This is a genomic window from Leptospira ainazelensis, from assembly GCF_016918785.1.
Lineage (GTDB): Bacteria > Spirochaetota > Leptospiria > Leptospirales > Leptospiraceae > Leptospira > Leptospira ainazelensis.
In genome coordinates, this window is the sequence record NZ_JAFFPT010000079.1 from 497,501 (window position 1) to 524,243 (window position 26,743).

Genomic DNA, 26,743 nt, shown 5'->3' on the forward strand with positions numbered 1-26,743 from the left:
TCCTCTTTTCTTTTTACAAAAATTTCGGCGTTTGCGATTTTACTATTGAGGCAGTATTTCCATCCTCCGGGAGGATTCCAATACTGAAGACATGCAAAATCTTGACGATCGGCAAAAATTCTTCCTTTGATCGAAATTTCGTTCGAACTCGCTCCAAAATTCCAATCGAAATAACGATATTTAGCGCGCCCAAAACCTCGAAGCGGATGATTGAGTTTGTAATCCTTTCCTCGAAACCGAAATACGATCGGAGTTATCGCAGGTGTCCAAAACGGACCGATCTTTAACTTCGCGGTTGCGAGTTCCAAAAAGGAATCCGGCTCTTCTTCAAATCCCACAACCTGTCCCCAAGCATAACGATCGGTGTGTTTGGATCCCCAGTTATGATTGTGACTTCCGATCCAATCCTGAAGTTGAATTTCTTCAGTCCCAAGTTTGAGCGTCCCGGAAATTTTTATCCAAGGATTTCCAACCAACACCTTCGCCTTTGGAAAACCGCCTTCGTATAAATTTTCAGGAAAGAGAAAAAGCGGAGGACTTCCTCCGGATATCTTAAGATCCCAAAAAAAATTCTCTGGACCTTTTTTATTTCCCGCTTTTCCGATGAGATACGAATCCGTTAGTTGTGAACCTCCGATCGAAATCAAAAGAGGCGAAGATTGAAACGAACAAGAAACGATCGGAAATTCCGATTTGGAAACAAAGTGAGAATTTTTCTCTCCGTCAAAATAAATCGCCCATAGTTCTCCGATCGCTTTTTCAGGATGAAGTTTCGGCGAAAAGATCGTATAACGGATCCAGACGGCCTTTGCTAAAGAAGGATGATTCGCCCTTACAAACCAACTTTCATAGTGTCCTCTCGGATCGTCTGCCTTGAACCTTGGATGATTAAAATTGGATACGATTCCGCCCATAATTCCTCTTTTTTCCGACTCTTTTAAGATTTTTATTTTAGAATTCTTTTGAACCTCTTTACAGAAAAGAAGCCGGATTCTTATTAAGGGAATACCTAAAAGCCCTCAAGAAGAATTCCTCTTTTCAGCGGAAATTTTTTTAGGAATTTTGTTCCCTTCTTCAATTTGAACCTCGCTCAAAGAAGTCGGACAGATTCTATTTTTCCAAATCGAACTCCCATGATTATAAGAATGCTGAGAAACTTGAACCGATATTCAAAAGATATAATTTCAAAATCTTGGACTAACAAATTGGGAACGAGCAAAAGAATGAGGAACGAAAAAAAATGAATTCCTTCTTAGGATAAGAAAACTCAAATTCATATCGAAATACGAGAGATAAAACTTCCAAAGGACTAAACTTGGATATGTCGACGACACTGGATCTCCTTCTTTTTTCCGATCGAATCAATTCCAATATTGAGTCCAATTTTATTATATTCATAGAATAGAATGTATCAACTCTGCGATCGCGGTTTTTAACTGAAACAAACCGGGTTCTTCGTAAGGAAAATGTCCTGCGCCTTCCAAAAGGACAAACTTCTTCTCCCCTGGAATCCGATCAAAAAATGGTCGGCTAATGGCCAGTGGAGTCCACGGATCCAACCCGGGATGGGCTAAAAGAATCGGACAAACACGAAACGATTCCGGTTCTACCTTTGGTTGAAATTCTGAAATCGTTCTCATCCAACGAAAACTTACCTTCCCTCCGCCCGCATAAGGATCTTCGGAAAACACTTTCGAAAAATCGGGATCGTTCGTAATCAGTTCCATCTTACTTAACCATCGAATCGGAACGTATAGATCATCCGTGAACCAGCTCAACCAGGAAGTCAAAGGGATCCCCAAAATTCTTAGAATACGGCTGCTTGCCACCGCGTCTTGCACTTCGGTTCGCCTGAGATCCGCGAGAGTCGTCACAATCAAACCCTGTATATTTCCATTTTCGGCGGCAACTTGATAGGCAAGCATTCCGCCTATACTCAAACCGAAAAGAACGATCTTTGTTTTGGGCCTTCTTTCTACTTCTATCAAGTCGCTTAACAATAAAACCCAGTCTTTGTATTCCATTCTAAAATTTTTATCAGTGAGAGTCAGTCCGAAACCGGGTAGATCCGGAGCGATAACTTCACAGCCGAGATCGAAAACCAACTTCGCCATCGAACCGAGAATTCTTCCGTTTCCTCCACCTCCGTGTATTAGAAATACCTTACATTCTGAATTCGAATTCTCATATCGGTCGAGATGGATTTGCAAATGATTCCAGGCCCAATATTCTTCCTTTGGAAGTTTACCGTCTTTGACCTTTAGACTCTCCGGAAGAAATTTCTGATATCTTTGCCAGTGAGTCGTATTCAGATAACTTCCTCCTCTTTCCAAAGGAAAAGTTCCGCAATAACAAAAAGTGAGGAGGCTCAAAAGAAAAAATTTAAGTTTCATACTTTGCAGGTTTTCCGAAAAAGTTTCTTTTTGTATATTTGGAAAAGGATCATCTTACTTTCAAAATTATACAGGTGTCAATTTTTATGTCCAAAAAAATAGAGAAACAATACAACAACATCATCCAAGCCTTTTTAGTTCGCTTTCTAAATATGGAGTATTCTAAGATTACGATCGGCGACGTCGCAGAGGATTCGGGAATGACAAGGGCGAATTTTTACAGTTATTTTACCGGGAAGGAGGAACTTCTCTGGAAGACATTTCAGTATGTTTTTTTAGAAAAAGAACAAAAGGTTAAAAAATTGGATGCGAGTTCCTTATTGTCCGAAGGTAAACCGCTCACATTTTATCTTTTTGAAAACGTAAAAAAGAACCGCCCGTTCTACAGACAAATCTTTCAAGAATCGGTGTCTTACGAGTTTCACATTAGACTTTCCGATTTCTTATCCGAAGAATCCTATCGAACTCATTCTACTCTAAGGGAAAAATATGAAAATTCTTCCTTTCCGTACCAATACATCTCGCATTATCTTTCCGGCGCCGTTCTCGGCTTATTATCCTATCTTTTGAGAAAGGATTTGGACTGGGATTCGGAAACGATCTCGAACTGGTTCACGTCTCTCGCCGTTCCCGGAATCGTAAATCAACTCAAAGTCGATTCGAAGAAGAATTAAAATTTTGGAAAAGAGCCTTTATTCTTAAATTTATGAGTTCATTCCGGCAATCTGAATTTCGGAAGGGAAAGATTGTAACGGACCGCAATCACACGGATGAAAACAACTATGAAAACGGAAAAACCCGTATTCCAATTCTCATCTATATGCAAATAATCGAATACTACATAAAGAGTAGCGCCCGCTAAACAGGCAGTGGCATAGATTTCTTTTCTAAAAATCAAAGGTATTTCGTTGATCAGAGTATCGCGGATCGCACCGCCAAAGATTGCGGAAACCATTCCCAAAATGACGGCGCCAAAAGGATTGACTCCCGCCGCGAGAGAGATCTTGGTTCCGATCACGGTATAAATTCCGATTCCGATGGAATCAAAAAGAAAAATTTCCCTTCGAAAACGTACCCAATAACGCGCAAAAAGTATCGTCAGAACAAAGCCGAAAAAAATGGCCCAGAGAACGTTTTGGTCTCGAACCCACGCGACGGGATAATTCCCCAGAGTAATGTCTCGTAGCGTTCCTCCGCCGATCGCGGTAATAAACCCGGTAAAAAACGCGCTAAAGATATCGTTGTGATGGCTTTTCTTTTCCGCGGCAGCCAGAGCGCCCGAGATCGCAAAAAATCCGACTCCGATAAGTTCTATATAATATGATAAATCCATAATTTACTTTTTTTGATTCTTCTTTTTAAAATTCGATTTTTCAGTTTGAATCGATCAGACTCAGCCGTTTTTTTGCTCCTGTTTTTTTACCGATTCGTTTCTTTCGATCTTTGAACGAAAAGATTCAGAGATTTTTTTTCCGGAACGGACTTGAAGTCCGCTTTCGATTTTTTTTAGTAGCATTCGTTCTTGCCGGAACTATAAAAGTTTATACCTTTCCGGATCTCGATAATTCTTTGAAGTAAATTCTTAAATCCGTAAAAGGCATCCGCAAAATTTAGAATATCAAAATATATACTCTCACGCACTGCTTACTAGGACAAATGTCGAATCAACTCCGAAAGGTCCCGAATGTCGCCGTCTTCCTTTTTTAAGTAGGATCTCCATCCGAGAGATTTCGGAACTACCACGTCCAGATCGAATTTATCTCCGCAATAGACCAAGGATTCCGGAGGAAGATTTACGAGGCGCATCGCTTCCTCAAAAATTTTCGGAGAAGGTTTTTCGTATCCGAATTCCGCGCTTACGATCACGGGATTCAAATGTTCTAATATTCCTTTGGAATCGAGCAAGTTCCGTAGACGATGATCCCAGTTGGATATAACTCCCAATCCCCAGCCTTGAGTTTTACAATAATCCTTGAGTTCCCAAAAACCGGGATCCACTTCCCAAAGTTCAGGATCGGCGAACCGGTTATAGATGATCGGAAACGCCTGTTCCAATGGAACACTCTCGGGAATTCTCATAAGAAAGTCGTTTAACAATTCTTTCCACCATCCGGGGGTTCCGCCCGGATGAAACTGATACTTGTCCCGATGATCGGGAGGAGCGTTCTCATTCATCTTATGCCAGGATTCGGAGAACGCTTTTCTAAAGATTTCACCCGCATTCTTTTCTTTTTTTAGACCCGCGTCCAAAAGAATTTCAAGATACGTTTCTCCGGCGGCTTTTTTTAAGTGAAGAATTGTATCCCCCACATCTAAAAATAAATATCGATTATGACTCACAAGACTGAGTTTTGAAAACCCTTCCGTTTTTGCATCCAGGTTTCGAAAGTGATTCTTCTAAAATCAAAAAGGACTTGTAAGAGAAATTCTAAGGTTCATTCTACGAGTCTATGTCAGGTTCAAACTTTTCCATTGGAATTTTTATCTTTCCGGGTGTCACACAACTTGACTTCACCGGTCCTTTTGAAGTGTTCTCGAGAATACCAAAAGCAAGGGTTTTCTTGTTCGCCCAATCGAAGGAAACGATCGCTACGGAATCCGGAATGAAATTCATTCCCGACTATGACTTCTCGAATTGCCCCGACCTAGACATTCTTCTTGTACCCGGAGGTTCGGGAACTACACATCTGATGGAAGACTACGAAGTTTTAGACTTTCTCAAAAAGAAAGCCGAGAATTCTAAATTTATCACTTCGGTTTGTACCGGCTCCTTGGTCCTCGCCGCAGCAGGTCTTCTCGACGGTTACAAGGCGACAACCCATTGGCTTTCTTTGGATGTCTTAAAATTATTTCCCGTTCAGATTTCGGGAGAACGTTTTGTCAAAGATCGAAATCGTATCACGGGCGGAGGAGTCACCGCAGGAATCGATTTCGCCCTTTTTCTCACCGCCGAATTTTTTGGAACCGAACTCGCGGAAGAAATTCAATTGATGATAGAATACAACCCGGCTCCTCCGTTTACATCCGGTCATCCGACCACTGCGACTTCTCACCTCGTAGACAAAGTAAAGGGAAGCCGAGAAACCGCGCAAAACCGAAGAAAGGCCGCCGCGATCCGTGTGTTAGATTCCCGTTCCAAGATGTGAAGTTTTGGATTCTTCCCTAAAAACGGGGAAATGTGGGAACTCCCCTTTTTTTGAAAACCTCGGAAGAATCTCGAATTTCCAAAATCAAAAGTCCTTTTTTCTCCTTCCAGTTCGATCCGAGTTCCTGCTGGAAATCCCGATTCTAACCTAAAGAGACATAATTTTCCAACTCTAACTAGAAAAGTAGGAACTCACACTCTTCCCTTTCACGAGAAAGTCTTGACTTTTAGTTACAAATAACATATTTTGTTATTTGTAACTAAAAGGAGAAAACCCTGATGAAAAAAAAAAAATTAGGAACAAACGGCCCTCAGGTTTCGGAAGTCGGACTTGGTTGTATGGGGATGTCGGACTTCTACGGGAATCAGGAAACGAGAGATCGAGCGGAAAGTCTTCGGACGATCCACGCCGCCCTGGATGCGGGAATCAATCTTCTTAACACCGGAGATTTTTACGGAATCGGACACAACGAACTCCTAATCTCAGAAGCGCTCAAGACCACTTCTTCCGAACCTCTGATTAGCGTAAAATTCGGAGCGCTCCGAACTCCTCAAGGCGGTTTTAGCGGATACGACGCAAGGCCTACAGCAGTGAAGAATTTTGCGGCCTATTCTCTCGTTCGTCTGGGAGTCGACGTGATCGACATCTACCAACCTTCTCGTGTGGATCCGAATGTTCCGATCGAAGAAACCGTCGGTGCGATTTCAGAACTCATAAAGGAAGGAAAGGTTCGTTACTTAGGTCTTTCGGAAGCTTCTCCTGAAAATATAAGAAGGGCGCATAAGATTCATCCGGTGACGGCCCTGGAGATAGAATATTCTCTGGCGACAAGGCTCATAGAGAAGGAGATTCTTTCCACCGCAAGAGAACTTGGAATCGGAATCGTTCCTTATGGAATTCTTTCCCGAGGATTGCTTTCCGGAAAAATCGCAGGAAATCTGCAGGAAGGAGATTTTAGATCCCATTCTCCTCGCTTTATGGGAAAAAACCTTGAATCCAATCTGGAGCGAGTCAATGTGCTTCAAGAACTCGCAAAGGAAAAAAACTGCACGCCTGCACAACTTGCGATTGCCTGGGTTCTTCATCAAGGGAACGATATCGTTCCTTTATTGGGATCCACAAGAACGAGTAGTCTGAAAGAGAACTTAGGAGCGCTCTCGATCGAATTGAGTCCGGAAGAATTGATAAGAATGAGCGATTCTTTTCCGGAAGGATCTTTTCAAGGAGAACGTTATCCGGCCCCTCAGATGCAGACGGTAGCAAGATGAAGTATGCCCAGAACAGGCTTAACGCCGGAAGAACTCTATAACAAAGCGCTCGATTCCACAGAAACTGAAATTCGGAAAAATGGGGTCGAGCGTTTGAAACTGACCGACATTGCGAGAGACCTCAAGGTCAGTCACGCGGTCTTATACAAATTTTTTTCCGATAAACAAGCCCTCTTAGACGAGGTTTCCAAGAAATGGTTGGATAGAATCGATCGAGAACTCGAAAGAATTTCCGCCAAAGAAGAACCCATCGATGGAATTCTGAAAGAATGGTTTCTTACTCTCCATTCTTTGAAACGAGAAAAAATTCTCTTAGATCCAAAACTCTTTACCGCCTTCAATCTTTCCGCCGAAAAAACAAGACCCTTTGTTGTTTCTCATCTCACAACAATGGCGAATCTTCTGGAAGATCTCATTTCCAGAGGAATGAAATCCGGGATGTTCCAATGTTCGAGCGCGAAGGAAGGTGCGAGAATTCTTTTTGAAGGAACCGCCGCGTTCCATCATCCCAGACTTGTCTTAGAATCGATCGATGAAGAGAGAACCCTTCTTTTAGAAACCCTCCTCGAAACCTTGATCTCCGGTTTGAAAACAAAACCCTCCGTAAAAGGGAAAAAGTAGGAACTCCTTTTTCAAAGGAATTCCTACTTCCGTTGTTCCGACAAACAAGCACATAGGAAAGTTCCACCCCGTTGCGGATTCCCTCAAAAGAATCTCCGGCTTCGTTTTAAAACCAAAGAAGTGCGGGAACTCCCTAAATTTTCGCTCAAAGGAAGACTTCTTCTTTCTGAAAACAAGACTCGATTGAAATTTTAGAATTCTCAAAAATACAAATGCGGTCCTTTTTTAGGAGTTCCCACATCCAAAACAAATTTCCCATTGAACAAAATTTCTTCCGATAAAAAAAACAACGATCCAACTGGAAAATCGAAGCCCTAAGTTCACTTCCAGGCAAGTTTAGAATGGAAATTTATTTCCTAACGATCAGACCAATTCAGGGTGAATGATGTGTCAGATGAGGTTCGTCCAAATCTTTCCAGAGCGCGGAATTTCCGATCGTAATCGAGGCTTCGTGGATTTCCCGTAGGAACTCCTCTTCTTTCTCTTGATTTTTTTTCTTATCCTTCGAATCCAAGGATTCCTTCAAACTCGTAAGAATCTTATCCAACAGAAAGCTGATCGGCTTGTCCCAAATCGCGGATGTGGTCACGATCACGATTCTTCTGTGCGGGATCACATACACAAACTGACTTCCTTTTCCGTTCGCCATAAAGGTTTTTTTACCTTCAAACTGATGAGTCCAGAGTTGATATCCGTAATTCTGCGCAGCACCCGGTTGGATCGCCTGTTTTACCCAGGCGGGTTTTAGAATTTTTTTACTGCGAAAAGTTCCGTTGTCGAGATACAACATTCCCAACTTAGCCATATCGATCGGTTTCAACCTGAGCCCAAAACCGGCGGTTTGTCTTCCGGAAGGAGAAGTGTACCATTCATAACCTTTAAAACCGAGCCAAGGAAAAAGAGTTTTCTCCGCAAATTGCAAAAGAGTCATACCTGATTTATTTTCGAGAACCGCCGCGGCTAACTGAGAATCTCCATTGCTGTAGTCGAACTTAGTTCCCGGTTTGTCTTTGACTTCCGGTAACAACGCGATGACGAGAGGATCTTCCGCAGTTCTGATATCGTCCCTTTCCGAAAACTCGGACCAACGCATTCCGGAAGCCATGTGCAAAACGTCCCTCAAACGAAGGGATTCTTTTCCCTCTAAAAGAGGAAACGGTAGATTTCCAAGCGAACGCAGAGAGTTCATCACGGGTTCGTCTACGTTTTTTAGAATTCCTTCTAAGTTAAGAATTCCTAATAAAGTGGAAGTGACCGTCTTTGTAACGGAATAAACGCTGTGATTGTGGTTGCGCGTAACACCGCCTGCATAACGTTCCATTACGATTTTTCCGTCTTTGACGATCAATAAAGAACGGACTTCAATCCCTTCTTCTCGAATGGATTTTGACAGTCGAACCAGAGGAATCGAATCTAAAGAAGTTTCCTCGGGGAGCGCGACGGGAAATCCCTCAAACGGGGTTCGATCCAATCGTTTTGGAGGAAAAGAACGCGAAGCGCTTTTTAAAAGAACCTCGCCTTCCGGTTGTGTGGACGCGCAGGAAAGAATCAATCCGATCCAAATCAGAATAAGAACCTGTCCCAAAAATGGTACAGAACCTTGCAGCTTGATCTTTCCGACAAAATAAAATACGGTTTTGGGACACGCTGTAAGCCGAATTCTCATAGATGTCTTCAGTCTCGAATCACAGACTTTCAAATCGATTCTTTTTCTTTTGAATTTTATTTTTTTGAAATTTATTTCCTCATTCCCCTCGGTCGCTAATTTTTCTTCGATTCTGATTAACGTCGTGTCGGAGAGCATGCGTTTATTTTATCCGAAATAACAAACCGCAAAACTTATCCCGATCCTAAGACCGTTCTTGCACAAGAGTAACTAACTTCGAAAAAAGAAAATTGGCGCAAAATCGTAATCCGAATCGTCAAAATTTTCCGCTAAAGGTGAAAAGGCCCGGATCTATTCATTTTAGCTTTTACAAAAACAATTTCAGTTTCTTCGGATTTCCTTCTTTCGAATTTGTGTAGCTTTTTTACAATCTTTTGAAACAATCAAGACAAGCCGATCGAATAGAAAATCCGATGAATTCAAGATGTATTCAACATTCTTTTCTGATATTTTTCGTCCTGATTCAAATCGCGAGCGTTTCCTGCCTCATGCGCGTCGATTGGGATGGTAACGATAAGAATTTAAAAAAGGCCCCTTCTCCCGACGCCTTTCCCACTGCGGAAGAAGCCAATCTCACTCAGGCGGAACGAGCCAAGCTGAGCAAAGAAGGAAAAAAAAACGCATTCGGTCCCGAAGGATTGGAATTGGTTCGCGAAGGAGATCCCACCTTCTCTTACGAAAAGGCTTGTACACAACTTCTTTCCAAGTGCCAGGGAAACTGTATGGAAGAATGGTATCCGTTTACTTCCATCTTCTTACCGATCATAGGTTATAGAAGCGCAAAACAGCGTCAATGTATGGATCGGTGCAATCAATTCTGCAACCTTCCCTTACCGAGCAGAATTCTTTCCGGGGAGACAAGAACCTTTCCCACAAACCCCGGTCCGCAGCCGCAATGATCTCTAACAACGATAAGACGCTTCTGCGCTTGAGAATCATAGTAAGAATTCTCAGTTTCACTTTATTGATCTTCCTATTTACCGATTGTATCCGGAAAACCCGCTCATTCGAAACATCCAAGCCGCCAAAAACAACCTCGGATTTTCGATCCGAGATGCAAGTTACGCAGATTCAATCCGGAGGGAAGGATTCGGACAAACCGATTTTCAAAAACGGCCGCGAAGTGATCGCTACTTCGCGAGATATCGATCCGAACCCGGATCTCCTCGGAATCGAATTGGAAGAAACGGAAGAAAACGAAGAATCGAAAGAAAAAAAATCGAACGGGCCCGTCAAAGAAATCCGGGATCGCAATTCGCAAGACTCATGGAAATACTCCTGCATTTTTCTCCATCCCGATTGCACCAAAGGTTGCAAGAGAAGTTTAAACTTGACGAGCAGGTATGTTCGAACTTCCAACTCGGATCTGTTAGCCGAATGTGTTCAGAACTGCGCTTCGAACTGTACTGATTATTTTGAAGAAAGCCGAAGGAGAAGCAGAGGACCGCGTTTAGCGCACCCTCGTACTCGATAATCTACGTCCTGAATTTTATCTCTTCAATTCAACTTATAGAATGAAAACTTCTTGCCAAAGAATGAAAATGAATCATTCTTTCCCTCCGGAGAAACCATGGCTGATCTAAATGAAATCATCGTATTTACCACACTCAGCGATCGAGACCTAGCAGAGATACAGATCTCGGAAATGCTACAAGAAGGGATCATCATCTCCGGAACCATTTTTCCGGACGTAACCCTAATGTATCAGTGGGATGGAAAGATCGCGATGGATACTGAAAATAAAATCATGATCAAAGCAAGAGCGGATCAATATCCGAAAATAGAAGAATACATCATGAAACAACATCCTTATCTGGCGCCCGAAATCATCCGTATGGACGTAAGTTTTGGATCGGAAAATTACAAAAAGTTCATCAAAACAAAGATAGAAAAAGCGGGTTAATCTCCGCTTCCTAATAAATTTCTCATCACTCTCCCGATGATCTGAGGATCCAGCAAAAGGGCGAACGCAATTCCGCACAACGCACCCCAAAGATGCGCGTCGTGATTGATTCCGTCGGATTGGGAACTCTTAGAAGAAAAATACGTATAAACCAAATACAGAACCGCATAGATCGCTCCGGGGATCGGGATCGGAATAAACATCATATAAAGCGAAAGACCGGGATAAAAGAGGACGGTCGCGAACAAAACTCCGCAGACTCCACCCGAGGCGCCTAACGTGGCGTAAAGAGGGTTGTCTAAATTTTTTCTCCAAGAAATAACGCTCGTGACTAAAATTGTCCCAAGATAAAAGAGAACGTATTTCACCGGGCCTACCGTATTCTCCAGATTCCTGCCAAAAGAATAGAACGAAACCATGTTAAAAATCAAATGCATCCAATCCGCGTGAATAAAACCCGATGTCAAAAGAGTATAATAATTCTTATCCCTTACGAGTCGATAAGGGGTAAGAATGAATTTTCTAAGTTGAGTTTCGGAAGAAAAACACCAGACGCTAACGCCGAACGTGACGAGACAGATCAATATTGTAATCAAAACAAGTTCCTACATTTTATTTTTCGATCGATGGATCTTCTATATGAATGGAAAGCATTTTATCCCTTAAAATCGCCGCCCGTTCAAAGTCCAAGTCCTTGGCGGCTTTCATCATTTCTTCGTGAAGTTTTTCCTTAAACACGGCGCGATCCGGAAATTTCTTCGGATTAAACTTCTTCTCTATATCTTCGAGAATCAGGTCTTCCGAAGTTTGTTCCTTCTCTTCCCTTTCAATGATATCGCCTACGTCCTTTTTGATCGTAAGAGGAGTGATTCCGAACTTCGTATTATGATCTTCTTGGATTTTTCTACGCCGTTTTGTTTCGTCGATCGCTTTCGCCATCGAATCCGTGATTCTATCCGCGTAAAGAATTGCCGTTCCGTTGACGTTTCTCGCCGCGCGTCCGATCGTCTGTATTAAAGATTTATAATTTCTTAAAAAACCTTCCTTGTCCGCGTCCAAAATCGCGACCAAAGAAACTTCGGGGATATCCAACCCTTCTCTCAGAAGATTGATACCGATGAGAACGTCGTAGATCCCCTTTCTCAAATCCCGAATGATCGCGACACGATCCAACGTCTCCACTTCGGAATGGAGATAGGCGACCTTCAAACCGATCTCTTCATAGTAATCGGTCAAATCCTCAGACATTTTTTTTGTCAGTGTGGTTACGAGAACTCGTTCCCCCGCTTCGATCCTTTTACGGATTTCGACAAGAAGGTCTTCGATCTGATTTTTTGTGGTTCGCACTTCGACGAGAGGATCCAAAAGCCCCGTAGGACGAATGATCTGTTCCACCGCTTTCGAACTTTTTCCCAATTCGTATTCCGACGGAGTCGCGGAAACATACAAAGTTTTCGGAGTCAACTTTTCGAACTCGTCGAAGTTGAGAGGTCTGTTGTCGAGCGCGCTCGGAAGACGAAAGCCAAAGTCGACTAACGTCTGTTTTCTCGCCTTGTCTCCCGCAAACATTCCCCCAATCTGAGGAATCGTCACATGAGACTCGTCGACAATCAAAAGAAAATCCCCTCGAAAGTAATCGAGTAAACAAGCGGGTCTTTCGCCTGCCTTTCTTCCAGTGAGATGTCTGGAATAATTCTCGATTCCGTTACAGTAACCCATCTCCTGGAGCATTTCCATATCGTAGTTGGTGCGGGATACGATCCGTTCCGCTTCCAGAAGTTTTCCGTTTTTACGAAAAAAATCAGCCTGTGCGTCCACTTCGGCTTTGATGTTCTCGACCGCCTCTTTCACCTTGGGCCCGGAAGTGATAAAGTGTTTTGCGGGATAAATATAAGCTTTTTCTAATTTAATGATCGTCTGCGCGGTAACGGGATTGATTCTACTGATGGAATCGATCTCGTCTCCGAAAAATTCGATTCTTATCCCGTCCGTATGATACGCTGGATAAACTTCGATGGAATCCCCTCGGACCCGGAAATTACCTCTGGAGAAGTCGATGTCGTTTCGATTGTATTGGATGTGAAGAAGTTTTCGAATGACCGCGTCTCTTTCGATCGTATCTCCGACCTTGAGAGAAACCACTGAGTTCGTGTATTCTTCCGGAGAACCCAAACCGTAGATGCAGGAAACCGAACTTACGATCACGACGTCGTCCCTTTCCAATAAGGAAGAAGTGGCCCTCAACCTGAGTTTATCGATCTCCTCGTTGATGGAACTGTCCTTTTCGATAAACGTATCCGAAGAAGGGACATACGCTTCCGGTTGGTAGTAGTCGTAATAGGAAACGAAATATTCGACCGCGTTTTCAGGGAAGAATTCCTTGAATTCGCGGAACAACTGTGCCGCCAAAGTCTTGTTATGCGAGAGAACCAAGGTGGGAAGTCCTAAGGTCTGGATTACTTGGGCCATCGTAAAGGTTTTTCCGGAACCGGTGACGCCGACTAGGGTGATCTTTTGCTCCCCCTTTTGAAACGAACTCCCGATCGTTTCGATCGCCTTGATCTGATCTCCTGCGGGCTGATATGCGGAATGAATTTTAAAAATTGCGGACATCTTTGTTAAGATAGTTTTTTTTTCGCGTTGAACTGAGCTTGTTTTCGTCCTTCCAGGATTTCGAGATCGAGTTCGTCGAAAAGTTTTTGCATCACCATCATACCGCGCATCAGCGTGGCAGTGGAGGAAAACTTTCCCCTTTCGATGTCCTGTTCCAAATTCAGCTCTTTGAGATTGTTTACGATTTTGATAAATAAAGTCTGCGAACGATCGATGGAATATTCCACCTCGACTTCGGTTCCGTCTCCGTATTTTACCGCATTCTCGACGGCCTCGAGCGCTCCGATACAAAGATCCATAACGATGTCTTCCTGAGTGCCTTGGCTTTTTAGAAAAAATTCGAAACGACTTCGAACGTATTGCATCGGCTGAAACGCGATTTTTCCGAGAAGAATATAACTGTCCTTAGACGGAATTTTTTTTCCTTCGGTTTGATCCGGATGAATGTGAAATTCTTTTTGATTGAATTTGCTGAGTTTTGCGAAACCGGAGTTCACCAGAGATTCTAAAATCGCGGCGACTGCGGAATTTTCGGTATCGGGTTCGTCCTTAAATTTGCGAAGAGTTTCCATCCGGATCCAGGCGTAAAAATCGTTTACGGTTCCGGTCAACCCCTGAGAAAGCATCGACTGAATTTGTTTTTCGATTTCTTCTCTTGTGAGGTGAAAGCTCATACTTTATCCATTTAGATGCAGAATTCTGAAAGTGTAAATCCGTTTTTACCAGGACTTGATTTGACGCATCGCTTCATAAGAAATCACGGCGACTGAATTGCTTAGATTCAAACAACGGGAGGAATCTTCCATCGGAATTTTTAAGATCTTTTCATCATTCCAAGAATTTTTCATTTCCGAGGGAACTCCCGAAGTTTCGTTTCCGAAGAGAAAAGCGTCTCCCGACTTATATTTCACTGACGTGTAAGAACGTTCGCCGTGCACCGAAACAAGATACAAATTCGTATCCGGAGGAAGAGCCGCTTTATATTCTTCTAAAGAAGAATGAAGGGAAATTTTTACCTTATCCCAATAATCCAGCCCGGCGCGTCGTGCGGCCTTTTCGGAAAGATCAAAGGAAGCCTGGCCTACGATATGAAGATCCGCTCCCAACGCCACGCAGAGTCTCGCGATGTTTCCGGTATTAGGAGGGATTTCCGGTCTATAGAGACCTATATGCAAGGACATAGGATCATTTTTTCTTATTCTTATTGAGAGAATTTTGAAGAATCGCTCCGAAAGAACTCGTGGATCCGCTCGTGTCCGTACTCAGATATCCGCTATAGTCCATTCTTTCTTGAATCTCTTTTGCTTTCTGAATCGAAAGAGAGATTTGTTTTCTCTCCGGGTTGACTTCCATTACAAAAACGTCAACTACGTCTCCCGGTTTGAAACTCTGGGTCAATGGAACACGGCTCGGAATTCCCGTTTCTCTTCCCGGAACAAGACCGTTAAAATGATCGTCTAACTTTACAAAAAGACCGAATGGTTTCAAAGAATCCACGGTTCCTTTTACGATGTCCCCTTCTTTGAAAGGAACGGTCTGCGCCCAAGGATCTTTCAAAAAGTCTTTTACGGTAAGGGCGATCTTTTGAGTTTCCCAATCGATTCGAAGAACTCTTGCACGCAGCGTCTGTCCTACTTGAAATTCTTTTTCAAGTTCCGGATTTTTCTTATACGTTGCTTCGGAAATAGGAATGAGGGCGCTGAGTCCGTCCATATCCACGATCAGTCCGAAGTTCTGGATCGTTTTTACTTTGCAGGTGACGAACATTCCTTCTTTCAATTCCTGTTTGAGAACTCCGAGTTTCGCTTCCTTCGTCCGATCGGAAATTTTTTTCTGAGAGACTATGAGTTTTCCCCGAGTCCCGATATCCTGAATCAAAAACTTGAGTCGTTTTCCGACCAAACCCGACTTCTTAAATTCGGGATCGATTTGAGAGAAAGGACAGAACGCGGTGAACTCTCCGATCTTGACCTCGGCTCCGGATTCTCCTTCGGAAATAAATTGACCTAAGATAGGGATCTCGGCTCTTTTAGCGATTTCTAATAGATCTTTGTTGAGAGATTCTCCGCTCAAACAAGTCGTGAAGTGAATGTCCCCGTGATCTTCCCGTAGGAAATAGGCTTCGATCTCGTCTCCCGGAGTCGGCAAACCTGTTTCAAGAAATTCTTCGGAAGAAATGATTCCCTGTGTTTTCGAATCCTTTGCGATAACGAATATAAAATCTTTTTTGGCTGAGTTCACAACCGCGGTGACTTTTGTGCCGGCTTCCATCGCTTTTTTCTTTTTAAAGGACGCGTCTAACATTTTCTCGAAGAGTTCTTTTTCGGATTCTTTCATTTTTTCCCTCTCTTTTTTGGACTGGAAGTGGATTCCTTTTTTTCAGGCGGATAGGAAATTTCCCCGGCGATCGTTTTGCGGAGAGATTTCAAATTTTTTAGACTGATCATCGGGTCTTCCGTAAATACGTTGATATAAGCGGGCTTCCCTTCTCGAATTTTTCCTTCGTGCGGAGCTTCCAAGAAGGAACAAGTGGATTCCGTCGCGATCCGAATGGTCTCTTCGTTTCCCAAAACGGAGGAAAGAATTTCCATTTCCTTCCAGCCTCCGATGCCCGGATGAACGTGAAGATTTCCCGTACCCGAAGCGAGAAGCAATCCTTGACTCAGATTTTTTTGTCTGACTAAAAAAGCAAGATAGGATTTGTATTCTCTCTCCGCATTCTCCCTTTCTTCGTCCTTTAAGTTCGAAAGTTTACCAGCGAATTCGGGTTCCGGAGAAAGATTCTTTGCGAAGAATGGACTCCACTCCTTCAAGGAGTTGAGATCCGTTTCCCACTCGGGAGTTCCCGCCAGTTTCTGATAATAGTAAACCGAAAACATAGGGCCCCAATTCAAATTTCGAAACACACCGGGAGAAATTCTTCCTGCGATTCCATCGGGAACCGGATGAAAGAGAGTCGGAATTCCGGAATTGATTCCTTCTAAAATGCTGAATTCATCCCCAAAGGCGGATAACGCTAGTCTGATTCCTTCCGAGTCAGCGACCTTCTTGAGTTGATATAAAAACGGACCGTCGAAGGCAAACGTCTCTCCTTCCTGATAACGATAAAAAAGATGAACGGGAGAATTCGGTCTTTTTTTCATTCTCGCAACCGCGTCTCCGGAAGAACGTATCACTATATAACCTGGGAGGTTTCCTAAATTCTTAGTTTCCGCACTTTCGGCAATCCAAGGAGAATCCGACTTCCGAACCCAAGGAACAAACTTTCCGGATCGTTGCGCGTCTTTGGAAAGAGTTTCGACCCAGGAAGGATCTCCCACCGAAAAAACTCCGGTGAAACCGTGAGCCAAAAAAGATTGAAGAGAAAGAAAAACTCCCGCTCTATCTTTTTGTCCTCCGAGTGAATCCGTCGAAAGGGTTACATTCGAATCACAAAATCCCGGAAGTGCGTATGTAACTTTTCCGGAAAACGAATTTAACTTTTTGATCGAGAGAACCTTTCCGTTTTCGATTCGAATCTCGGACACTTCCGAATATTCTTTTTTTCCGGGAAGCAGATAACGCACTCCGCTCAAAGTCAAAGACTCCGAAAAGAGCGATGGGGAGATAAACAATAACATCAAAGAAAATGCAGTCAGCTTAAAAAGAAAGCGTCGTATCTTTGTTTCTAAAAGACGCTCCTTTTTTCTAGTTCTAACAATCACTCTCTTGACAAACAAAACAGATTCAGGAATGTTCATGGATGATGGGGCAGGAAATCCGAGATATATCCGACAATATCCGGCTAACAATTGAGAACGGAAAAATCCTGTCTCTGAAAACTCACAGGATGACTCATTCTGTCGAAGAGCATATCCAAGAGGCAGTCGGTCTGATTCTGGATAAGGTAACTCATCCTACTCTGGTTCCTACGGTTTATACTATAATAAAAGAGTTGGCAATCAACGCCTGCAAAGCAAACCAAAAAAGGATTTTTTTCGAAGAAAAAGGTCTCGATCTCAACGACGCATCCGATTATGAAAAAGGTGTTCGAGAATATAAGAGTATTTTCAGCGAAGCGATGTCCGAACTCTACGGAAAGAAGGCGAAAAAACAAGGCTACTATTGCCTGATTACTTTTCATTATTCTTTTGATGGAATTCGAATCGAAGTCATCAACAACGCTCCCGTCACTCAACAGGAAGAAAAGTCTCTCCGAGAAAAATTAGAAAAGGGAATGCGTTACAACGACATCGCTCAATTTTATTTGGACAATGCGGACAATACGGAAGGCGCGGGAATCGGACTTGCACTCATTCTTATCATGCTTAAAGGAGAAGGAATCGACCCTTCTTATTTTAGAATCATCATTCGAGAAGACGTTACGATCGCAAGATTGGAAATTCCGCTGACCCCCGACTTTCAGAGCATCCGAAAATTAAATCATAAGAATTAAATGCGACTTCCCCTTTCGGTTTGTATCATCACTCTCAACGAAGAAGACAATTTAGAGCGTTGTCTCAAACCCCTGGACTTTGTTTCCGAGATCGTCGTAGTGGATTCAGGGTCCAAGGACAAGACCGTTGAAATTGCGAAAAAATACGACGCGAAAGTGCAGGAGAGAAAGTTCGACGACTATGTAAGTCAGAAGAATTTCGCGCTTTCTCTCGTGACCAACGATTGGGTTTTGACCCTCGACGCGGACGAAGAAGTTTCTCCCGATCTAAAAGAGGAAATTCTAAACTTATTTAAGAATGGTCTGCCAAAAGCGGACGGTTATTCCACGCCAAGGCTCACCTGGTATTTGGGGAAATGGATTCGTCACGGAGGCTGGTATCCGAATCGTAGAATTCGTCTTTTTCAAAAAGTAAAAGGAACTTTCGGCGGAGGTCTCGTTCACGAAACCGTCCATCTCAATGGAATATGCGAAAAATTGAATGCGCCCGTATATCATTATTCTTATAAGAACATAAGCGATCACATTCGTTATATCAATGCCTATTCGGATTTAGGCGCCCAGGAAAAATTTCGAGCTGGAAAAACGAGCGGACTCTTTCTCGCTTTTATGGAAGGTTTTTACAAGGCTTTCTGGATGTATACGATCCGTTTTGGTTTTTTGGACGGAAAACAGGGTTTTGTATTGGCGGTTTTCGGATTCTATTATAATTTCTTAAAGTATCTTAAGTTGTACGAGTTGAATCTGAAGGATAAGAAGCCGGACTGATTCGAAAAAAAAATCCGAAAAGAATTCTTAGCGTCGCATTAATCAAAAATCATTTCCCGTTTTAGATCCATTCTAACAATTTAAACTTCCAAAAACTATCAGTCATGAGAATTTGATATATAGTTAAAGAATCAGATCTGAACGCTTCTTACGGTCCAACTTTCGCGAATAGATAAAGAGTTACTTTTTAGTATTTTTCTGTGGAGGCGGCGGAGTATTTGGTTTCGGTTCAGCGGTATTATTTTTAATATTCCCTTTCATAAAACCTTCAGTAATCGGTTTTATTTGACCATCCTGTCCAATTTGAGTATTGCCTTTTTTCTCACCTGCCATAAAACCTCTCAATATTTTGGTTGTTCAATGGAGTACATTCCATCAGTCAATGATATATACGCAGAATTTAGATTGTAAAGTTCTTTTTTACCGTTGATTGCATAGACGGAAACATCAATCATAAAAAGCTCTCTTTGGGTACCTGAATCTGAAAAAGCCTTAACTTGACCAAAGTAGGTTAGAGAATGATTAAAATCTCTAATCCAAACCCAAGTGACATCCTTTGAATTTAAATAATGTGACCAAATGTCATCGTCTCCGGATTTATTTGTGATACGTAACTTTGCGTTCGCGAATCTAAGAATTATTTTTTTTTGGTATATCCAAGTATAGAATATTGCAGAAATTAAAGCTATCATCGACGCAAATATTATTTCAAGCGGTTCAACTTTAAAAGAACGATCAATTAAACTTCCCCATAAGCTTACGAACAACTTATTTTCTACTATAAAATCCCGCTTTCTTATGAAAATAAAAAGACAATTTAATAAATTCAATAATTGAAATAAGACTTCCAAAACTAAATAATTTGATAACCCGAAAACCGATGATAAAACTATAAAATAAAAATTTGAATAATCCTTATGTGTGCTAAGATAACGAAATAGTAATGTAGTGAGAAATCCTGGAATCAGTACGATAATGATTCTGAGCGCCAGATCTGAAATTTCCATCTGCAAATATTCCTCTCTGATATTGATATTTTTTAAAAACTTTTATAAGATTCAATTCCAATATTACTTCAATTAGATGTTTCCAACACTCGATCACAACGAATATCTAAAAAACGATACCGAAGATCATGATTTGATCATGGTAAGAAGACTTTGTCCCGAATCGATCTTAACCATGATTCAACTTTATAGGTCTACATAGCTCGCAGACAAAGTATCCAAAGCAAACTCGTCCAGAATTGATTGACACAATCAATTCTATGGGTCGGCGCGGTGAACTCAGCTAACGCCTCTCGGCGTTAGTCCCTTCTTTCTTTGTTGTGGTTGATACGGTTCATGATGTAGAGAGCGAGCAAGCCGCCCAGGAGAACCGCGAGTAAGTTTACGTTTGAGATTTGATAGATGCCGAATTTGGGTGAGATCAACCAGAGAACTATGGAACGAATAAAATCTTGAAGGAGAGAAAGAATGATGAGAGACCCGAGAAGCGCTACGATCAAGGCTCCCCAAAAACCGCCGAGAAGATCCTTTCGTTTGTAGTAGTAATAATACCAAGAAAGTCCCCCGGAGATTCCCACAACGAAGAGAACATCGAGAATAGTTGTCCACCAGGGAGAGCCTGAAAAAGAAGCAAGCGGCGCCAAAAAGAGTTGTGCACCCAGTCCGTGTAAAAAAGAATCAGGTAAATTCAGTAGGCTCATTCCAATACAGCATTTTCGGGAATTGTCTTTTAGTCGACTCATTTTACGACTCGCTCCAAAACTTGCTTCTTCAGGAGCAAAAAAGTCCAATCTCCCGCAACCGATGTTCTATTTTATAAGTTTCCAGGTGAAGAACTGAAAACGCTGAAGGATTTGATTTTAGAAAGAAGCTCGTAAAAAAAGAGAATTCCAAGTTTGAACAACGAAACAAATCAACCCGCTACGACTTTTGGTATAGCTGGCTTTCCCCTTTCCCATTCCCTTTCCCCACTCATTCACAATTCAATTTATAAAGACAAAGGAATGAATGCTTCCTACCAAGTTTTTGAAACCCAAGAATTCGATCGAAAGATCGTCTTAGAACTTCAAAAATCCGGGGTCAGCGGACTTTCCGTTACGATTCCCCACAAAGAAAGAGCGTTTGCACTTTCAGACGAGGCCGACGAATCGTCGAAAATCATGAAGGCCTCCAACACTTTGGTTTTGAAGAAGGATTCGATTAACGCATATAATACGGACGGAGAAGGCGCTTTTCTTTCCATTTTAGAATGGTCTCCGGAATCCATGAGCCGGGGAAAAACCTTGATTCTTGGAAGCGGGGGAAGCGCACGAGGAATCGCCTATAGTCTCGCCGCTTCCGGTAAAATTACGGAACTCATTCTTTGTTCCAGAAACGAAAAAACAGGAAAAGAAATCTGTTCTTTGATCACGGAGAATTCTTCCACCAAAGCGTTGTTTGTGGATCCTGCGGAAATTTTTTCTCTTAGGGCTCAATTCTCGTTGATCGTTCATACGACTCCCCTTGGAATGAAAGGTCAATCACCGGGTCCATTTCTGGGAGAAGAATTTTTTGATTCTTCGATGACTGTTTTTGATATCGTATACAATCCTCTGGAAACACCTTTGGTCAAGGCCGCCAAAAACGCTGGAGCTAAAATCATTCCGGGCTCCGAGATGCTTTTGTATCAGGCAATGAAACAGTTCGAACTTTTTACCGGAGTGATTCCGGATTCGAACGATATCAAAAAGACAAGAGAAAGATTGTCTGTCGCATTAGCAAATCGATGAGTTCCGATTTTTTCGAATTTATATCCCAACTTTCCAACCTGGAGAAAACGAGAAATTTCAACGTATTCTCGGATTATTCTTTGAAGCCGTTTGAGAATATTCTAAAAAAATACGGATGGGATCGAAGAAAAAAAGAAACTCTCTGTAGAATCTCGGTCGTCGGAACAAACGCAAAAGGTTCGATTACCCATTTTTTGGGAGAATACTTTCGACTTTCGAATTTCAAGACGGGGCTTTATACTTCCCCGCATCTTCTTTCTCCTCTGGAAAGAATTCGAATCGGATCAAAGTCGGAGCCCTTTCGACAAATTCTTAAAGCGGAATTGGACGGTTTGTTAAGCGAAATGGAAGTCCGGGGAGCCGGCTCGGATCTCAAGACATTCTCCTTTTTCGAATTATTCACATGCGCTGCGTTTCTTTTTTTTGAAAATGAATCGGCCGAAATTCAAATCTACGAGGCGGGCCTTGGAGGAAGATTGGACGCTACCAAACTTGCCGATCCCGATGTCGTAGTATTAGGTTCGATCGGGCTCGATCACAAAGAAATATTAGGAAATTCTAAATTAGAAATTATAGAAGAAAAATTGGGTATTTGTTCCAAGAATACGAACGCCCTTTTTGCAATGGAACAGAAAGAATCTGAACTCAACGGAAGAATCGAAGAATTCTGCGTTGAACATAAGATTCCTTATGAAATTATTAGAGAAGAGCCGTTGAACGCCGATTATCTGACTCGGAATCGTTCTTTCTCGTTTCGAGTTTACGAGAAAATTTTAGACTTGGAGCGGATGAGAAATTCTAAAACGAAATCGAACGTTTTGAATTTTGCCCAAGCGGAAACCGATGTTTCCTTACCGTCGGGGAGACTTACGGTTTTGAGAAATTCTCCTTTGTTAGTCTTTGACCCTGCGCACAATCCGGATGCGTTTTCGGAGACGTTTCGAAGTCTGAATTCTATCTTCCCGGAAAAAAAGTTTCAGGTGATTGCGGGGCTTTTAAAAGACAAAGACGGAGTCGGAATTTTGGAACTTTTAAGAAAGGCGGAAGAAAGCGGTTCGATCGCCGGCTTCCGATTTCTGAAAGAGGAAGGTTTTTATCTTCCTTTAAGTTCTAAAAAGGATGAAAGTTTTTCTTTAGACGAAATGCGCGCGGCGATTCGATCGAAGCCCGGCGATTTGGATTCGATTTTGGTCCTTGGAAGTTTTCGTTTGTTTCCGATCGTTTTGGAAATGATTTAGAAAGTTTTTTTTACGATCCGAACCAGTCTCGGTAATCTAAAATGCTTAGAAAATTTTCCGGCACGCATTGTAACTTGCGGCTTATCTTGTTATTCAGCAAATCGAGGTGGAGGATATAACTGTAGTTTCTGTGAAACGTGGGAGCTCCCTCGTTCATGGTTTCCACGAGATGAGAATCCATTTCGATTTCATCCAACCAGAGGAGATAATTAAAAAGAAAACAGCGGGACACACCATGCGCCTGCGCGAGTGCGCCCAGAAGAGCCCAACTTCCCGTACTAACACGCGCATTGATCCGAATCATATTCTCTTTACCTTCAGTCCTTTGATAAAGAGTCTTTCCGGCCTTATAACCCAGTCTTCTCGAAGACGTCAGATACTTTCCATACTTCCTCAAAAGATTCGGAATCTTTTTCGGAAGTTTTCTTTTTTCCGACTCACTCAAACCAAGTAAGGTTTTTTTCGGAATCAAAAGAGTAATCACATCGGAAGTCCTTTCTTGCAGAATCGATTTTAATTCCTGATCCGAGTTTAAAAGTAAAGTTCCCATCCTAGATACGTTTCCGGAAAGTTTTCGAAAACGCAGGAATTCAAAAAAAAATTATAAAAAAAATTCTTAACGGAAAAATCTAAAATGAAAGAATCAAACAAAAGAATTATCGGAGGCGAAACGGTCAAAAACGTCTAAAACTTCAATTTAAACTTCGCATAAGAATCCATTTCCATCGTCTCTCCGGGGATAGCAAAAGGATTGTTAACCCTCGTAGGAACTACACCTACGTCCAAGGTCTCTTCATCCAGACCTAGAAAATAAAACGTTGCAGACAAGACCAGCATAAGAGCCATTCCGTAGATCATCACTCCTCCGGTCACACCTTGATGTCTTCCAAAATTCCCGGCAATTTTCTGATATTTCCCGGCATCCGAATTTGCCTCGCGGATGATCCGTTCTTCGTATAAATACATCCCGATAAACTGATCTTGAGGAACCACGTTTGCGGCAAGAAACAAACGAGTCAGACTCACCTGACTTCCAGCTCGATCATACAAATCGTTGGCCTTGAGATTAAAATAGTAATACCCGGCATAAAACAAAAGAGTCCCATATAAAGAATAGATCGAGAAGTCGTTATAAGAATGATCCAAGAAAACGTTCTGTTTATTTTTATAATATGTAACGCTGTCTCCCGGATTCAGAGCGAAATCGAGCTTCACCTCTTCCTCTTTTTTCATCTCCACACCCTTTAATATATCCACGTGACCTTCCATGGAAACACGAAGTCGATTGTATCCCGTTTTAACCGGAACGCGGACCAAAGGAGTTTTACCCAAAAACTCGGAACCAAGATAAACGTTCGCACCTTCCGGATTGGAAGTGACGGAGATTAGACCTTCTTTTGGAGTACGAGAAAGAAACATCTCAAAACTTCCGCCGTCTTGAACCGCAACCCTTTTCTCCTGACTCTTAAAACCGTCCATATAGTATTTGATCACGTGATTTCCCGGAAGAATATCATTTCTTTGAAGAGGCGTTTTTCCGAGGAACTGCCCGTCAAGAAAAACAAGAACTCCGTCCATCTCTCCGGATTTAAAGGAGAATGAAATCGTATTCTTTCCCAGAAGTTCCTTTTTGATTTCGTTTATCAAACCGTCCAACTCCTGATAAGAGCGTCTAACGCTAGTCTTAGCCTTGAATTCTTTCTTAGACGCATCCTTTGAGGATCTTAAGACGAGCTTTAATTCCATCTGAGATTCGTTCTTTTTTTCATACGAACCAGCGAGGTGATAAAAACAACCTTGTTTGTTTCCCGAAATAAAAAGTGTTGTGTCTTCGGGCGGAGTTTCGTTTGAAATATAATCGATTTTTAAAGTTAAGAATCTAGGATCTTTGTCAGGAGAGATTTCCTTTGTGTTCTTAATCTTATCCAGAACCTCGGCGTCCCATTCCCCCTTTCTGAGTCTTTCTTTTCCGGTGGGTTTTCCAAAACCGTGTTGAATGCTCTTCGGGATCATATCCGGATCGAAGATTTGAAACAAACCTTTAAGACCGGAATACAAAACGCTTCCGTAACCTTTGCTCAGATAATCGAGACTAACGTCCGCGTTCTGATTTTTGAGCGGAAAAACGCAGAGTTTTCTTTCGGTTTCAAAAGTGATCCTTTCCCTCATCCCCGCCTCCGGGAATCGATAGTAGTCGTCGATCCCTTGAGCCGAAATGGAAACACTCAAAATCGCTAATATTAAAATAAATGCAAATACTCTACTCATCTTTTATCCACGTTTAAGGCGGTGACCAAACCTACGATTCCGAAAATGGGAATCACAAGGGCAAGAGGCGCCGAATACGCGTAATCTCTTGCAAAAGAAATCTGTTCTCCCAAACCCGGACCGAACCAATCACTACCCGCGCTGACACCAAGATAACTGAAAAGCGCCAGTGTCATAACTACTCCGGGCAATCCTGTCGTAAACAGAACTTTCAACACAGGGACGGCCGATGGAAAAATATGATTCCGGAACACATTCGTTTTGGAAGCCCCGAAAAAAGTAGAAGCTAAAACGTAAGAACTTCCGTCAGTCTCTCGAATTTTACTCTGAAGAGTCTCATACGAAAAAGCCCAATCTCCCAAAAGAATCGCGACGACCAAAACCAAAGGTCCGTTTCCTAAAGCATGAATCGTGAGTAACGCAATGAGAAGGGAAGGAACCGAAACAAAAACTGAAGATATCGGAGTAAAAAACCATTTCCCGGTAAACGGAATCGAATATTGAAACAAACAAACCAAGGAACTAAACATAAGAGTAAGAATACGGGAAGGGAGCGAAAACAAAAGTGTCGAAAACGTACCGTAAGAAAAAAGACTCAAAACGTCTCTTCCCAAACGATCACAACCTAACGGATGATTCCACGCGACTGAACAAAAACTATCCTCTAAAAAAACATCGGTCGGAGGGTTTTTCCAAAGAACACCCGCCAAGACGACGGAACCGAAAAGAAGTCTGAAAAAAATCCCTTTAGAAATCAAGAGACGCTCTCCTTGCCAGTGAGGTTTTCTTGAAATCGAAGAGAGATTCTGCTGAAAATATAAAACGTAAGACCGCTGTAAAAAAGAAGCGCGCTCAAAAGTTCGGAGTCCATCGTCTGAATCGCGTAATACATCGATTTCCCGATTCCCGGAAAGAAAAATATTTCCTCCACAATCATCGCGCCGGAAAGAAGCGAGCTAAAATCGAGCAAAATTAAAACAGCCAAAAGCGGAACAATTTTTAGTAGAACATGATTCCATAATATTCTATTTTTAGAATATCCACGAGCGCGTAAAATTTTAGCATAAGGAGACTTCAACTCGGAATCCGTGAGACTCGACGCGAATTGATAGATTCTTGCCCACACTCTCGAACCGAGTGCGATCCCGGGAAGGATCACATAGGTCGTGTTCCAAGGTTCGTAACCTCCCGGAGGAAACCATTCCAAACGAACGAAAAAAATCAAAAGTAAAATGACGCCTACAACGAAAACCGGCGTCGACAGAACAAGATTACTGAGAAAATAAAAAAACTTTTTTGACGAACTCTCTTCCGTTCTACCGCCCCAAAGAGCGATGGCGATCGCAAACAAACTCCCCCAGCCGACCGAAAAAATCGCGAGGTGCAAGGTCGGCAGAACTCGGGAAGAAATATGTTTCCAAACCAATTCTCCCGAAACGGTTTTTCCGGATTGTAAGGTTAAAATCCCTTTTACAAAAGAAAGGATACGAGACGGAAAAGTTTTCCGTTCCAGGAAGGATTCTTCCTTGGAAAAGGAAGAATCGGCGTAGAGATATTCTTTATTTATGGAACGAAGATGACCGAAGAGAACGGAAAAAAAAATCAGGGCTACGAGAAAAAGAAGGAACCTAGAGATTTCTCCCTGCAC

The 26,743-nt window shown here is 42.3% G+C and carries 30 protein-coding genes (1 of these 30 only partly in view); 12 read left to right on the plus strand and 18 right to left on the minus strand.

What is annotated here, in order from left to right; genetic code table 11:
* Positions 1–914, minus strand: the 5' portion of a protein-coding gene (locus JWG44_RS21205) for a hypothetical protein (RefSeq protein ID WP_205277006.1). It extends 91 nt beyond the left edge of the window; the window shows 914 of its 1,005 coding nt (coding positions 1–914); it begins with the start codon at positions 912–914; its stop codon lies beyond the left edge, outside the window.
* 480 nt (positions 915–1,394) lie between these two features.
* Positions 1,395–2,393 (minus strand): alpha/beta hydrolase, encoded by a 999-nt coding sequence (locus tag JWG44_RS21210; RefSeq protein ID WP_205277007.1) that lies wholly within the window; start codon positions 2,391–2,393, stop codon positions 1,395–1,397.
* Positions 2,394–2,479: 86 nt separating this feature from the next.
* Between JWG44_RS21210 and JWG44_RS21215 the strand changes: the two genes are divergently transcribed.
* Positions 2,480–3,067 carry a TetR/AcrR family transcriptional regulator gene (locus tag JWG44_RS21215; protein ID WP_205277008.1) on the plus strand — a complete coding sequence of 196 codons (588 nt, stop codon included), beginning with the start codon at positions 2,480–2,482 and terminating at the stop codon, positions 3,065–3,067.
* Between the two features lie 38 nt (positions 3,068–3,105).
* On the opposite strand, the gene JWG44_RS21220 is transcribed toward JWG44_RS21215, so the two are convergent.
* Together JWG44_RS21220 and JWG44_RS21225 are read right to left on the minus strand one after the other, a co-directional pair.
* On the minus strand, positions 3,106–3,726 hold the full coding sequence (locus JWG44_RS21220) for a trimeric intracellular cation channel family protein (protein ID WP_205277009.1): 621 nt from the start codon (positions 3,724–3,726) through the stop codon (positions 3,106–3,108).
* Between the two features lie 314 nt (positions 3,727–4,040).
* Positions 4,041–4,733 carry an HAD-IA family hydrolase gene (locus JWG44_RS21225; RefSeq protein ID WP_205277010.1) on the minus strand — a complete coding sequence of 231 codons (693 nt, stop codon included), beginning with the start codon at positions 4,731–4,733 and terminating at the stop codon, positions 4,041–4,043.
* 110 nt (positions 4,734–4,843) lie between these two features.
* On the opposite strand from JWG44_RS21225, the gene JWG44_RS21230 reads away from it, so the two are divergent.
* The 3 genes from JWG44_RS21230 to JWG44_RS21240 all read left to right on the plus strand — a co-directional run bounded on the left by JWG44_RS21230 (position 4,844) and on the right by JWG44_RS21240 (position 7,428).
* On the plus strand, positions 4,844–5,539 hold the full coding sequence (locus JWG44_RS21230; protein WP_205277011.1) for a DJ-1/PfpI family protein: 696 nt from the start codon (positions 4,844–4,846) through the stop codon (positions 5,537–5,539).
* Positions 5,540–5,817: 278 nt separating this feature from the next.
* On the plus strand, positions 5,818–6,807 hold the full coding sequence (locus JWG44_RS21235; RefSeq protein WP_205277012.1) for an aldo/keto reductase: 990 nt from the start codon (positions 5,818–5,820) through the stop codon (positions 6,805–6,807).
* Positions 6,808–6,810: 3 nt separating this feature from the next.
* Entirely contained in the window at positions 6,811–7,428 is a 618-nt protein-coding gene (locus JWG44_RS21240; RefSeq protein ID WP_205277013.1) for a TetR family transcriptional regulator, read from the plus strand.
* Between the two features lie 373 nt (positions 7,429–7,801).
* Here JWG44_RS21240 and JWG44_RS21245 read toward each other — a convergent pair whose 3' ends face one another.
* A complete protein-coding gene (locus JWG44_RS21245; RefSeq protein WP_205277014.1) occupies positions 7,802–9,094 on the minus strand; it encodes a serine hydrolase domain-containing protein in 1,293 nt (430 codons plus the stop codon).
* Between the two features lie 413 nt (positions 9,095–9,507).
* Here JWG44_RS21245 and JWG44_RS21250 point away from each other — a divergent pair, with 413 nt between their 5' ends.
* From JWG44_RS21250 to cutA, 3 genes are all read left to right on the plus strand, one after another.
* On the plus strand, positions 9,508–9,993 hold the full coding sequence (locus JWG44_RS21250; RefSeq protein ID WP_205277015.1) for an LIC_10730 family protein: 486 nt from the start codon (positions 9,508–9,510) through the stop codon (positions 9,991–9,993).
* Positions 9,990–10,568 (plus strand): hypothetical protein, encoded by a 579-nt coding sequence (locus JWG44_RS21255; protein ID WP_205277016.1) that lies wholly within the window; start codon positions 9,990–9,992, stop codon positions 10,566–10,568. The genes JWG44_RS21250 and JWG44_RS21255 overlap by 4 nt, the downstream gene beginning before the upstream one ends.
* Positions 10,569–10,664: 96 nt before the next feature.
* The gene (gene cutA, locus JWG44_RS21260; protein ID WP_205277017.1) at positions 10,665–10,997 is read left to right on the plus strand and encodes a divalent-cation tolerance protein CutA; all 333 of its coding nucleotides are present in this window, start codon (positions 10,665–10,667) and stop codon (positions 10,995–10,997) included.
* Here the strand turns inward: cutA and JWG44_RS21265 are convergent.
* Genes JWG44_RS21265 through JWG44_RS21290 form a run of 6 tightly spaced genes read right to left on the minus strand, consistent with a single transcriptional unit; the run spans position 10,994 to position 17,350 of the window.
* Complete coding sequence (locus JWG44_RS21265; protein WP_205277018.1) at positions 10,994–11,593, minus strand: rhomboid family intramembrane serine protease; 600 nt, start codon at positions 11,591–11,593, stop codon at positions 10,994–10,996. The genes cutA and JWG44_RS21265 overlap by 4 nt on opposite strands.
* 16 nt (positions 11,594–11,609) lie before the next feature.
* Positions 11,610–13,610 (minus strand): excinuclease ABC subunit UvrB, encoded by a 2,001-nt coding sequence (uvrB, locus tag JWG44_RS21270; protein WP_205277019.1) that lies wholly within the window; start codon positions 13,608–13,610, stop codon positions 11,610–11,612.
* A 5-nt stretch (positions 13,611–13,615) separates the two neighbouring features.
* Positions 13,616–14,284, minus strand: a complete 669-nt coding sequence (locus tag JWG44_RS21275) for an ATP-binding protein (RefSeq protein ID WP_205277020.1) — start codon at positions 14,282–14,284, stop codon at positions 13,616–13,618.
* Positions 14,285–14,329: 45 nt separating this feature from the next.
* Positions 14,330–14,791, minus strand: coding sequence for a tRNA (cytidine(34)-2'-O)-methyltransferase (locus JWG44_RS21280; protein WP_205277021.1), 462 nt, complete (start codon positions 14,789–14,791; stop codon positions 14,330–14,332).
* Between the two features lie 4 nt (positions 14,792–14,795).
* Entirely contained in the window at positions 14,796–15,947 is a 1,152-nt protein-coding gene (locus JWG44_RS21285) for a S1 RNA-binding domain-containing protein (RefSeq protein ID WP_205277022.1), read from the minus strand.
* Positions 15,944–17,350 (minus strand): hypothetical protein, encoded by a 1,407-nt coding sequence (locus JWG44_RS21290; protein ID WP_205277023.1) that lies wholly within the window; start codon positions 17,348–17,350, stop codon positions 15,944–15,946. Before JWG44_RS21290 ends, JWG44_RS21285 begins: the two co-directional genes overlap by 4 nt.
* 2 nt (positions 17,351–17,352) lie before the next feature.
* On the opposite strand from JWG44_RS21290, the gene JWG44_RS21295 reads away from it, so the two are divergent.
* Both JWG44_RS21295 and JWG44_RS21300 read left to right on the plus strand, forming a co-directional pair.
* A complete protein-coding gene (locus JWG44_RS21295; RefSeq protein ID WP_205277024.1) occupies positions 17,353–18,045 on the plus strand; it encodes a histidine kinase in 693 nt (230 codons plus the stop codon).
* Positions 18,046–18,813, plus strand: coding sequence for a glycosyltransferase family 2 protein (locus JWG44_RS21300; RefSeq protein WP_205277025.1), 768 nt, complete (start codon positions 18,046–18,048; stop codon positions 18,811–18,813).
* Positions 18,814–18,993: 180 nt separating this feature from the next.
* On the opposite strand, the gene JWG44_RS21305 is transcribed toward JWG44_RS21300, so the two are convergent.
* Both JWG44_RS21305 and JWG44_RS21310 read right to left on the minus strand, forming a co-directional pair.
* A complete protein-coding gene (locus JWG44_RS21305; protein ID WP_205277026.1) occupies positions 18,994–19,146 on the minus strand; it encodes a hypothetical protein in 153 nt (50 codons plus the stop codon).
* Positions 19,147–19,154: 8 nt separating this feature from the next.
* Positions 19,155–19,820, minus strand: a complete 666-nt coding sequence (locus tag JWG44_RS21310; protein WP_205277027.1) for a hypothetical protein — start codon at positions 19,818–19,820, stop codon at positions 19,155–19,157.
* 76 nt (positions 19,821–19,896) lie between these two features.
* Between JWG44_RS21310 and JWG44_RS22505 the strand changes: the two genes are divergently transcribed.
* Positions 19,897–20,022 carry a hypothetical protein gene (locus tag JWG44_RS22505; RefSeq protein WP_269752226.1) on the plus strand — a complete coding sequence of 42 codons (126 nt, stop codon included), beginning with the start codon at positions 19,897–19,899 and terminating at the stop codon, positions 20,020–20,022.
* A 97-nt stretch (positions 20,023–20,119) separates the two neighbouring features.
* On the opposite strand, the gene JWG44_RS21315 is transcribed toward JWG44_RS22505, so the two are convergent.
* Entirely contained in the window at positions 20,120–20,512 is a 393-nt protein-coding gene (locus JWG44_RS21315) for a hypothetical protein (RefSeq protein WP_100785034.1), read from the minus strand.
* A 204-nt stretch (positions 20,513–20,716) separates the two neighbouring features.
* Between JWG44_RS21315 and aroE the strand changes: the two genes are divergently transcribed.
* A complete protein-coding gene (aroE, locus tag JWG44_RS21320; protein ID WP_205277028.1) occupies positions 20,717–21,589 on the plus strand; it encodes a shikimate dehydrogenase in 873 nt (290 codons plus the stop codon).
* Positions 21,586–22,827, plus strand: coding sequence for a folylpolyglutamate synthase/dihydrofolate synthase family protein (locus JWG44_RS21325; RefSeq protein WP_205277029.1), 1,242 nt, complete (start codon positions 21,586–21,588; stop codon positions 22,825–22,827). Before aroE ends, JWG44_RS21325 begins: the two co-directional genes overlap by 4 nt.
* A gap of 10 nt (positions 22,828–22,837) precedes the next feature.
* Here the strand turns inward: JWG44_RS21325 and JWG44_RS21330 are convergent, their stop codons facing one another.
* The 4 genes from JWG44_RS21330 to JWG44_RS21345 form a co-directional block, all read right to left on the minus strand.
* Positions 22,838–23,377, minus strand: coding sequence for a DUF1564 domain-containing protein (locus JWG44_RS21330; RefSeq protein ID WP_205277030.1), 540 nt, complete (start codon positions 23,375–23,377; stop codon positions 22,838–22,840).
* A gap of 134 nt (positions 23,378–23,511) precedes the next feature.
* Positions 23,512–25,095, minus strand: coding sequence for a PEGA domain-containing protein (locus tag JWG44_RS21335; RefSeq protein ID WP_205277031.1), 1,584 nt, complete (start codon positions 25,093–25,095; stop codon positions 23,512–23,514).
* Entirely contained in the window at positions 25,092–25,853 is a 762-nt protein-coding gene (locus JWG44_RS21340) for an ABC transporter permease (RefSeq protein WP_205277032.1), read from the minus strand. The genes JWG44_RS21335 and JWG44_RS21340 overlap by 4 nt, the downstream gene beginning before the upstream one ends.
* Positions 25,850–26,743, minus strand: a complete 894-nt coding sequence (locus JWG44_RS21345) for an ABC transporter permease subunit (RefSeq protein WP_205277033.1) — start codon at positions 26,741–26,743, stop codon at positions 25,850–25,852. Before JWG44_RS21345 ends, JWG44_RS21340 begins: the two co-directional genes overlap by 4 nt.

Excerpts from the sequence above, each read along its gene's own strand:
- JWG44_RS21210 (WP_205277007.1), bottom strand. The coding sequence starts at position 2,393 with ATGAAACTTAAATTTTTTCTTTTGAGCCTCCTCACTTTTTGTTATTGC.
- JWG44_RS21215 (WP_205277008.1), top strand. The coding sequence starts at position 2,480 with ATGTCCAAAAAAATAGAGAAACAATACAACAACATCATCCAAGCCTTT.
- JWG44_RS21220 (WP_205277009.1), bottom strand. The coding sequence starts at position 3,726 with ATGGATTTATCATATTATATAGAACTTATCGGAGTCGGATTTTTTGCG.
- JWG44_RS21230 (WP_205277011.1), top strand. The coding sequence starts at position 4,844 with ATGTCAGGTTCAAACTTTTCCATTGGAATTTTTATCTTTCCGGGTGTC.
- JWG44_RS21235 (WP_205277012.1), top strand. The coding sequence starts at position 5,818 with ATGAAAAAAAAAAAATTAGGAACAAACGGCCCTCAGGTTTCGGAAGTC.
- JWG44_RS21240 (WP_205277013.1), top strand. The coding sequence starts at position 6,811 with ATGCCCAGAACAGGCTTAACGCCGGAAGAACTCTATAACAAAGCGCTC.
- JWG44_RS21245 (WP_205277014.1), bottom strand. The coding sequence starts at position 9,094 with ATGAGAATTCGGCTTACAGCGTGTCCCAAAACCGTATTTTATTTTGTC.
- JWG44_RS21250 (WP_205277015.1), top strand. The coding sequence starts at position 9,508 with ATGAATTCAAGATGTATTCAACATTCTTTTCTGATATTTTTCGTCCTG.
- JWG44_RS21255 (WP_205277016.1), top strand. The coding sequence starts at position 9,990 with ATGATCTCTAACAACGATAAGACGCTTCTGCGCTTGAGAATCATAGTA.
- cutA (WP_205277017.1), top strand. The coding sequence starts at position 10,665 with ATGGCTGATCTAAATGAAATCATCGTATTTACCACACTCAGCGATCGA.
- uvrB (WP_205277019.1), bottom strand. The coding sequence starts at position 13,610 with ATGTCCGCAATTTTTAAAATTCATTCCGCATATCAGCCCGCAGGAGAT.
- JWG44_RS21275 (WP_205277020.1), bottom strand. The coding sequence starts at position 14,284 with ATGAGCTTTCACCTCACAAGAGAAGAAATCGAAAAACAAATTCAGTCG.
- JWG44_RS21280 (WP_205277021.1), bottom strand. The coding sequence starts at position 14,791 with ATGTCCTTGCATATAGGTCTCTATAGACCGGAAATCCCTCCTAATACC.
- JWG44_RS21285 (WP_205277022.1), bottom strand. The coding sequence starts at position 15,947 with ATGAAAGAATCCGAAAAAGAACTCTTCGAGAAAATGTTAGACGCGTCC.
- JWG44_RS21290 (WP_205277023.1), bottom strand. The coding sequence starts at position 17,350 with ATGAACATTCCTGAATCTGTTTTGTTTGTCAAGAGAGTGATTGTTAGA.
- JWG44_RS21295 (WP_205277024.1), top strand. The coding sequence starts at position 17,353 with ATGATGGGGCAGGAAATCCGAGATATATCCGACAATATCCGGCTAACA.
- JWG44_RS21300 (WP_205277025.1), top strand. The coding sequence starts at position 18,046 with ATGCGACTTCCCCTTTCGGTTTGTATCATCACTCTCAACGAAGAAGAC.
- JWG44_RS21305 (WP_205277026.1), bottom strand. The coding sequence starts at position 19,146 with ATGGCAGGTGAGAAAAAAGGCAATACTCAAATTGGACAGGATGGTCAA.
- JWG44_RS21310 (WP_205277027.1), bottom strand. The coding sequence starts at position 19,820 with ATGGAAATTTCAGATCTGGCGCTCAGAATCATTATCGTACTGATTCCA.
- JWG44_RS22505 (WP_269752226.1), top strand. The coding sequence starts at position 19,897 with ATGTTTCCAACACTCGATCACAACGAATATCTAAAAAACGATACCGAA.
- JWG44_RS21325 (WP_205277029.1), top strand. The coding sequence starts at position 21,586 with ATGAGTTCCGATTTTTTCGAATTTATATCCCAACTTTCCAACCTGGAG.
- JWG44_RS21330 (WP_205277030.1), bottom strand. The coding sequence starts at position 23,377 with ATGGGAACTTTACTTTTAAACTCGGATCAGGAATTAAAATCGATTCTG.
- JWG44_RS21335 (WP_205277031.1), bottom strand. The coding sequence starts at position 25,095 with ATGAGTAGAGTATTTGCATTTATTTTAATATTAGCGATTTTGAGTGTT.